We start from the raw sequence: 8,283 nt of genomic DNA on the forward strand, positions 1-8,283 counted from the left end.
CACTCCCAGCGGCAGCTTACCGGTGCCGCGACCCCCGGTCGTCGCGCCGGTCTACCTCGGTTTCGGAGAGGTGGGCGGCGAGGTCGGCGACCCTCGGGTGCCGGAACAGGTCGGCGATCGGCACCTCGAGTCCGGTCTCCGCGCGGATCCGGTCGCGCACCTGCACGGTGAGCATCGAGTGCCCACCGAGGTCGAAGAAGTCGTCGTCGACGCCGATCTCGGCCACCTCCAGAACCTCGGCGAACACGCCGCACAGCGCGGCCTCCAGGCCGGTGCGCGGGCGGCGGCCGCGACCCGTGGCCGGGCCCGGGGCCGGCAGCGCGGCCCGGTCGAGTTTGCCGTTCGGCGTGACGGGCAGCGCCGGCAGGCCGACGAACGCCGAGGGCACCATGTAGTCCGGCAGGTGCCGGGCGACCCAGGTGCGCAGCTCGCCCGCGTCGCCGGACGGCACCACGTAGGCGACCAGCCGCCCGTCGCGCACGACGACGAGCGCGCGGTCGACGGCCGGGTGCCGGGCGAGCACCGTCTCGATCTCGCCCGGTTCGATCCGGAACCCGCGGACCTTGACCTGGTCGTCGGACCGGCCGAGGAACTCCAGGTTGCCGTCGCGGTCCCAGCGGGCCAGGTCGCCGGTGCGGTACATCCGGACGCCGGGCGGGCCGTACGGGTCGGCCACGAACCGCTCGGCGGTGCGCGCCGGCTGGCCCAGGTAGCCGCGCGCGAGGCCGGCACCGGCGATGTACAACTCGCCGACGACCCCGCGCGGCACCGGCGTGAGTCCGTTGTCGAGAACGTAGGCGCGGGCATTGTGCACCGGACGGCCGACGACCGGTCCGGCGCTGTCACGCAGCCGGGCCACCAACGAGTCGACGGTGCACTCGGTCGGGCCGTAGAGGTTGTACGCCTCGGTGCCGGCCAGCCCCGCGAGCCGTTCCCACAGTTCCGGCGGCACGGCTTCGCCACCGACGCCGACCACGGTCAACGCGCACGTGTCGCCGTCGACGATGCCCTCGCCGGCCAGTTGCGTGAAGTGGCCGGGGGTGACCTCGAGGAAGTCGAGGCGCCGGTCGCGGATGGTCGCGGCGAGCAGCGCCGGGTCGCGCCGCGTCTCCTCGCTGACGACGTGCACCTCGTGCCCGTCGAGCAGCCACAACTGCGGTTGCCAGGACGCGTCGAACGAGAACGACCAGGCGTGGCCGACGCGCAACTGCCGGCCGCCGGCCGCCCGCACCGCGGGGCGGTACAGCGTCTCCCGGTGGCTGTGGAACAGGTTCACCAGACCGGCGTGCGGCACCACGACGCCCTTCGGCCGACCGGTCGAGCCGGACGTGTAGATGACGTAGGCCGCGTTCGCCGGGTCGATCGGCGGCAGGTCGACATCGGGTGCCACCAGGTCGTCCACTGTTTCGTCCAGTGTTTCGTCCACTGTGGACAGCACGGCGACCGGGCGGGTCTCGGCGAGCAGGGCGTCGATCCGGTCGGTCGGCTGGTCGGGGTCGACGGGCAGGTACGCGGCGCCGGTCTTGAGCACCGCGAGGATCGCCTCGACCACCGCCGCCGAGCGTGGCAGGGCCAGCGCCACCACCCGTTCGGGTCCCGCCCCCGCGGCGACGAGCCGGCGGGCCAGCCGGTCGGTGCGGGCGTCGAGTTCGGCGAAGGTGAGGCTGACGAACTCGTCGCTGAGCGCGGTTGCGTGCGGCGTCCGGCGTACCTGGCGGGCGAACAGGTCCGGCACGGTGCACGGGGAATAGGAGAGCTCGGCGCCGTGGAACCCGCGCGGCTCGGCGGGATCGAGCAGGTCGATCCGGCTGACCGGCCGGTCGGGGTCGGCGGCGACGTCGGCGAGCAGCCGCACGAGCCGGTCGGCGAGACCCTGGACGGTGTCCGCGTCGAACAGGTCGACCCGGTACTCGATGTCGCCGGTGATGCCGTCGACGCCGTGCTCCTCGATCAGGTCGACCGACAGGTCGAACTTCGCCGGCCGCAGCCCGCTGTCCACGTACTCGGCGTCGAGGCCGAGCAACGCCTCCCGCCCCGACGGCGCGTGGTAGAAGGCGAACATCACCTGAAACAGCGGGTGCCGGGCCAGCGACCGGGGCGGGTTGAGGATCTCGACGAGCCGCTCGAACGGCAGGTCCTGGTGCGCGTAGGCGGCGAGGTCGGCCTCACGCACGCGGCCGACGAGGTCGCGGAACGTGGGGTCCCCGGCGGTGTCGGTGCGCAGCACCAGGGTGTTGACGAAGAACCCGGCCAGATCGTCGAGTGCGTGATCGGCGCGGCCGGCGACCGGTGAGCCGAGCGGGATGTCGGTGCCGGCGCCGAGCCGGGTCAGCAACGCCGCGAGGCCGGCCTGGAGCACCATGAACATGCTCGCGTCGGCGGCCGCGGCGAGCGTCCGCAGGCCGCGGTGCACCTCGGCGGGCACCCGCACCGGCACCGTCGCGCCGCGATTGTCCGAGCGCGGTGGGCGGGGACGGTCCGTCGGCAGCGGCAGTTCCGCGGGCAGGTCGTCCAGGACCGCCCGCCAGAATGCGATCTGGCCGGCGATGAGGCTCTCCGGGTCGCGGTCGCTGCCGAGGAGGTCGCGCTGCCACAGGGTGTAGTCGGCGTACTGGACGGGCAGCGGGGTCCACTGTGGAGCGTGGCCGGCCCGGCGGGCGGCGTAGGCGGTGTCGAGGTCGCGCACCAGCGGCGGCAGCGACCAGCCGTCGCCGGCGATGTGGTGTACCAGCAGGAGAAGGACGCCGTCTTCGAACAGGTAGGCCCGGAGCGGTAGCTCGCGGTCGATCGCGAAGTGGTGCCCGGCCGCCGCGCGCAGCTCTCCCGAAACACCCAACCGCGGTGCCGCGCGCGGGTCGTCCACCGGAAGCACGAGCTGGTGCGGGACGCCGCGCTCCTCGACGATGAGCGTGCGCAGCACCTCGTGCCGCGCCACCACGTCGCGCAGCGCCGCTTCCAGCGCGGCCGGGTCGACGTCGCCCGACAGCCGCCACGCCCACGGGATGTTGTACGTGGCGTTGGGCCCCTCCAGCCGGTCGAGGAACCACAGCCGGTGCTGGGCGTACGACAGCGGAAGGACGGCGGGCCGCTGTTCGGCCCGCCGCAGCGCCGGACGGGTGTCGCGGGCGGTGTCGAGGAGATCGGTCAGCCGGGCCGGGGTCGGCGCGTCGAACACCGCCCGGATCGGCACCTCCGCGCCCAGGACCCGACGGATCCGGCTGACCAGCCGGGTGGCGAGCAGCGAGTGCCCGCCGAGCGCGAAGAACCCGTCGTCGATCCCCACCCCGGGCAGGCCGAGCACCTCGGCGAACAGTTCGCACAGCACCTGTTCCGCCGCCGTCCGCGGCCTTCTGCGGGGTTCGGCCGCGACCGTCGGCGCGGGCAGCGCACGGCGGTCGATCTTGCCGTTCGGCGTGCGGGGCAACCGGTCGAGCACGACCACGGCCGACGGCACGAGGTGAGCGGGGAGCCGGGCGGCGACATGGTCGAGCAGCCGGGCCGGTTCGGGCGGCGTCGGGCCGGCAGGCTCCACATAGGACACCAGCCGGTCCGCGCGGGCCACCACGACCGCGCGGCCGACGGTCGGATGCCCGGCGAGGACGGCGGCCACCTCGTCGGGCTCGACCCGGAACCCGCGGATCTTCACCTGGTCGTCGGCGCGGCCGAGGAACTCCAGGGTGCCGTCGCGGTCCCGGCGGGCCAGGTCGCCGGTGCGGTACATCCGCGCGCCGGCCGGACCGAACGGGTCGGCCACGAACCGCCCGGCGGTGCGCGCCGGCTGGCCCAGGTAGCCACGGGCGAGCCCGGTACCGGCCAGGTACAACTCCCCCGGTACGCCCGGCGGAACCGGTCGCAGCGCGGCGTCGAGCACGTAGGCGCGGGTGTTGGCGATCGGTGTGCCGATCGGCACCCGGGTCGGGCCGGACGCGCACGCGTGGTGGAGGCTGTCGCCGGCCGCCTCCGAACAGCCGAACAGGTTGACGACGCGGGCCCGCGGCCACCGTTCGGCCACCGCGTCGACGAGCCCGCCCGCCAGCGCCTCACCGCTGCTGATCCACGTGGTCACCGAGTCGAAGGCACCCGCCGGCGCCGACTCGACGAGCGTCGACAACAGGCTCGGCACCACCGTGACCACCTCGACGCGATGACTGTCGGCCAGGCGCGCCAACGCGATCGGGTCCGCGGCCGCGTCGTCGTCGGCGAGAACGACGGTGTCGCCGACGACCAGACCGCCGAGCAGTTCGGTGGACCCGTCGATGAACGTGAGGGCGCTCTTCGCCAGCCTGATGCGGGGCGGGCTCCCGGTCCCCCACCACAGCCGGTTGGCGAGCGCGTCGTGGGTGCCGGCGACCGCCTTGGGGCGCCCGGTCGACCCGGACGTGAAGATGACATAGGCGATCGCGTCGCCCGGTGCCGCGTCCCACCGAAGGGCCGGCGCGTCGGCGGGCACCGCTGGATCCACCACCCGATCGGGCGCGAGGCCGAGGCGCGCGGCGACGGTGTCGTCGGCGACGGCGATGACCGGGTCGACCTCGGCCAGCATCAGCGCGAGGCGTTCGGTCGGATGGTTGAGGTCGAGCGGCAGGTAGCCGGCCCCGGTCCGCAGCACGGCCAGGAGGGCCGCGACCAGGTCGACGGACCGCGGCACCGCGAGGGCCACCACCCGGTCGGGCCTGGCTCCGCGCGCGGCCAGCAGCCGCGCCAGTCGCTCCACGCGGTCGTTCAACTGGACGTACGTGAGCGCGTCGCCGCCCGCGATCAGCGCGGTGGCGTGCGGTGTGCGGGCCACCCGGGCGGCGAACAGCGCGTCGACCCCGCCCGCGGGTACCTCGGCCTCCGTCGCGGTCCACCCGGCGGCGAGCCGGCGGTGCTCGTCCGCGTCGAGCAGGTCGATCGTCCACATCGGACGGTCGGGATCGGCGGCGGCGGCCCGCAGCAGCCGCACCAGGCGGTCGAGGAACGTGTCCACAGTGGACCGGTCGAAGACGTCGGTGTTGTATTCCGCGGTGCCCGTCAGCCCGCCGTTGTCCGGCTCCTCGCCGACGAAGAAGACCAGGTCGGCACGCGATGTGCCGGTCTGGAACGGTTCGTGGTCGACGGACAGGCCGGGCAGCCGGACGTCGGCGGCGGCGTTGTTCTGCCACGCCAGCATGGTCTGGAACAGCGGGTGGTGCGCCATCGACCGGGCCGGGTTGAGGTCCTCGACCAGCCGCTCGAACGGGACGTCCTGGTGGGCGTACGCGTCGAGATCGCGGTCGCGGACCCGGGCCAGCAGGTCACGGAACGTCGGGTTGCCGCCGGTGTCGACCCGCAGCACGAGTGTGTTGAGGAAGAAGCCGACGAGGTCGTCGAGCGACTGGTCGGTGCGGCCCGCGATCGGGCTGCCGATCGGGATGTCGGTGCCGGCACCCAGGCGGGTCAGCAGCGCGGCGAGCCCGGCGTGCACGACCATGAACAGGCTGGCACCGCAGTCGCGGGCGAGCCGGCCCAGCGCGGCGTGCAGCTCGCCGTCCCAGTCGAAGCCGAACTGCTCACCGCGACCGGAGGCCGTCGCCGGGTGCGGTCGGTCGGTGGGCAGCGCGATCCGCTCGGGCAGACCGGCCAGGGTGGCCCGCCAGTAGTCGAGCTGGGCCGTCATCAGGTCCTGCAGGTCGCGCTGCCAGAGCGTGAAGTCGGCGTACTGCACCGGCAGCGGTGTCCACTGTGGAGGCTCTCCGGCGCGGCGTGCGGTGTACGCCACGGCCAGGTCGCGCCACAGCGGCGCCATCGACCAGCCGTCGGCGGCGATGTGGTGGAACACGAGAACCAACACGTGCTCGTCGGGCGCCAGGGTCAGAAGTTCGGCCCGCACCGGGGCTTCACGTTCAAGATCAAAAGCATACTGGACCGCGTGCGCGACCGCCTCGCCGACAGTCGCCGGGTCGACGGCGCGGGCGTGCACCGCGATCGGATGGTCGTCGAGCACCTGCTGGTACGGCTCGCCGTCGTGCTCCCGGAACACGGTGCGCAGCGCCTCGTGCCGGCCCACCACGTCACCCAGCGCGGCCGCCAGCGCGGCGACGTCGAGCGTGCCGCGCAGCCGCAGCGCCACCGGCATGTTATAGGTCGCCGACGGCCCTTCCAGCCGGTGCAGGAACCACAGCCGCCGCTGGGCGAACGACAGCGGCACCGGGTCCGGGCGTGGCTCGGCCCGGCGCAGGACCGGCCGGACCGCGCCGGCGTCCGCCAGCCGTTCGGTCAGGCCGGCCACCGTGGGCGCCTCGAAGACGGCCCGGACGGCGAGTTCCACGCCGAACACGGCCCGGACCCGCGACACCAGCCGGGTAGCCAGCAGCGAGTGACCGCCGAGGTCGAAGAAGTTGTCGTCGATGCCGACCGCCGGCGCCGCGAGCACCTCGGCGAACAGTCCACACAGGACTTCCTCGGCGGGGGTGCGCGGCGGCATGGCCGCCGAACTCGTGCGCGGCTCGGGCGACGGTAGCGCCCGCCGGTCGAGCTTTCCGCTGGGCAGCAACGGGAACCGGTCGAGCAGCACGACGTGCGCCGGCACCATGTACTCCGGCAGGTGCCGCCGGGCGTGCTCGCGGACCGCGCCCACCAGTGCGGCCTGCTCGCGGTGACCCGCCGGGTCGTTGGCGTACGCGTCCAACGGCGTGGTGGGCGCCGTCGCCGGGCGGTAGGCGCCGGGTGCCGGGTCGGCGAGGTCGAATACGACGTCGAGAACGCCGGGCTCGTCGGTGAGGGTCGCGGCGACACGGTAGCCGAGCCGCTCGCCGAGATCGTGGAGGTCGTCCGGCTGCGCACCGGTCGGCCGTACGGCGAGTGCGGCGACCGCGCCGGCCGTGTCGCTCTCGGCTGTGTCGAGGTGGCACAGCGCGGCGACCTCACCGGCCATCCGGGCGTCCGGTATCCCGGTGACCCGCACCCGCGCCGGGCGGTGCCGGCGGATCCGGTCGGCGATCCGGTCGAGGCCGCTGTCGGGCCCGCCGTCCCAGCTCACCACGGTCTCCGCCGGCGGTGCCGCGGATGCGCCGGTGCGCAGCACCACGTCGTAGCGGTGCCGGGTCAGTTCGTTGCCGGCCCGCCCGCGCTTGGCGAGAATCTCGACGCCGCCGAGGCCGGCCGTACGGTCGGCCAGCGCCACGAAGAAGTCGGGGTCGAGCACCAGCTCGCCCTCCCGGCCGATGGCGCGGTCCACCGCGGCCCGCACGGTCGCGGCGTCACCCGGCCGGCGGGTGCGGGTCAGTTCGACGGCGGTGCGCAGGTGCCGCAGGGTGCGCAGGTTCCGGATGTCGCCGAGGAAGATCGCGCCGCCGGGCGCGAGCCGGGTGAGGGCCGCGGTGACGACGTCGGCCAGGTACCGGCCGCTCGGGAAGTACTGCGCGACCGAGTTGATGACGACCGTGTCGAAGGCGTTCTCCGGTACCCCGGAGAGGTCGTGGGCGGGTTGTGCCAGCAGCCGCACCCGGTCGGCCAGGTCGGGCCGCGCGGCGATCTCGCGCCGGAGGTTGCCGATCGCGCGCGGCGACAGGTCGAGTCCCCAGTACGTGTCGCAGTGCGGAGCCACCCGCGACAGGATGAGGCCGCTGCCGACGCCGATCTCCAGCACCCGGCGCGGGTTCAGCGCCCGGATCCGGTCCACTGTGGACGCGTGCCAGGACCGCATCTCGGCCAACGGGATCGGTGTGCCGTCGTAGCTGCTGTTCCAGCCGGCGAAGTTCTCCTCCAGGCCACCGGCGGCGGCCTCGGCGAAGACGGTCTCGTGCAGTTCGCCCCACTCGTCGACGTGTGCGCTCTCCGCCCCGGCGTCGCGGTCGGCGTCCGGGACGACGTAGGCGGCCAGCTGTCCGTTGTGGACGGTCACGTGCGCCTGGGCCACGTGCGGGTGTCCGGTGAGGACGGTCTCGATCTCACCCGGTTCGATCCGGTACCCCCGGATCTTGATCTGGTCGTCGGCCCGCCCGTGGAACACCAACCTGCCGTCCGGCAACCACCGCACCAGATCCCCCGTGCGGTACAACCGGTCCCCGGCACCGTACGGATTCGCGACGAACCGCTGCGCGGTCAACCCCGGCTGCCCCAGGTAGCCACGGGCCAGCCCCGGCCCGGCGAGGTACAACTCACCGGTGACCCCGGCCGGCACCGGCCGCAGCCGGGCGTCCAGCACGTAGGCACGCGTGCCGGGGTCGGGAATGCCGATCGGCACCACCGACGCCCCCGCCAACTCCACCGGATCACACAGACCCAACGTCGAGTTGACCGTCGCCTCCGTCGGACCGTACG

Annotated in this window: 1 protein-coding gene; it reads right to left on the minus strand. The window is 74.1% G+C overall.

Annotation, left to right across the window (positions count from 1 at the left end):
* Window positions 1-16 precede the first annotated feature (16 nt).
* On the minus strand, window positions 17-8,283 hold an 8,267-nt coding region (locus Vau01_RS59030), incomplete at its 5' end, for a non-ribosomal peptide synthetase (RefSeq protein WP_204012608.1).

This window comes from Virgisporangium aurantiacum, from assembly GCF_016863635.1.
GTDB lineage: Bacteria > Actinomycetota > Actinomycetes > Mycobacteriales > Micromonosporaceae > Virgisporangium > Virgisporangium aurantiacum.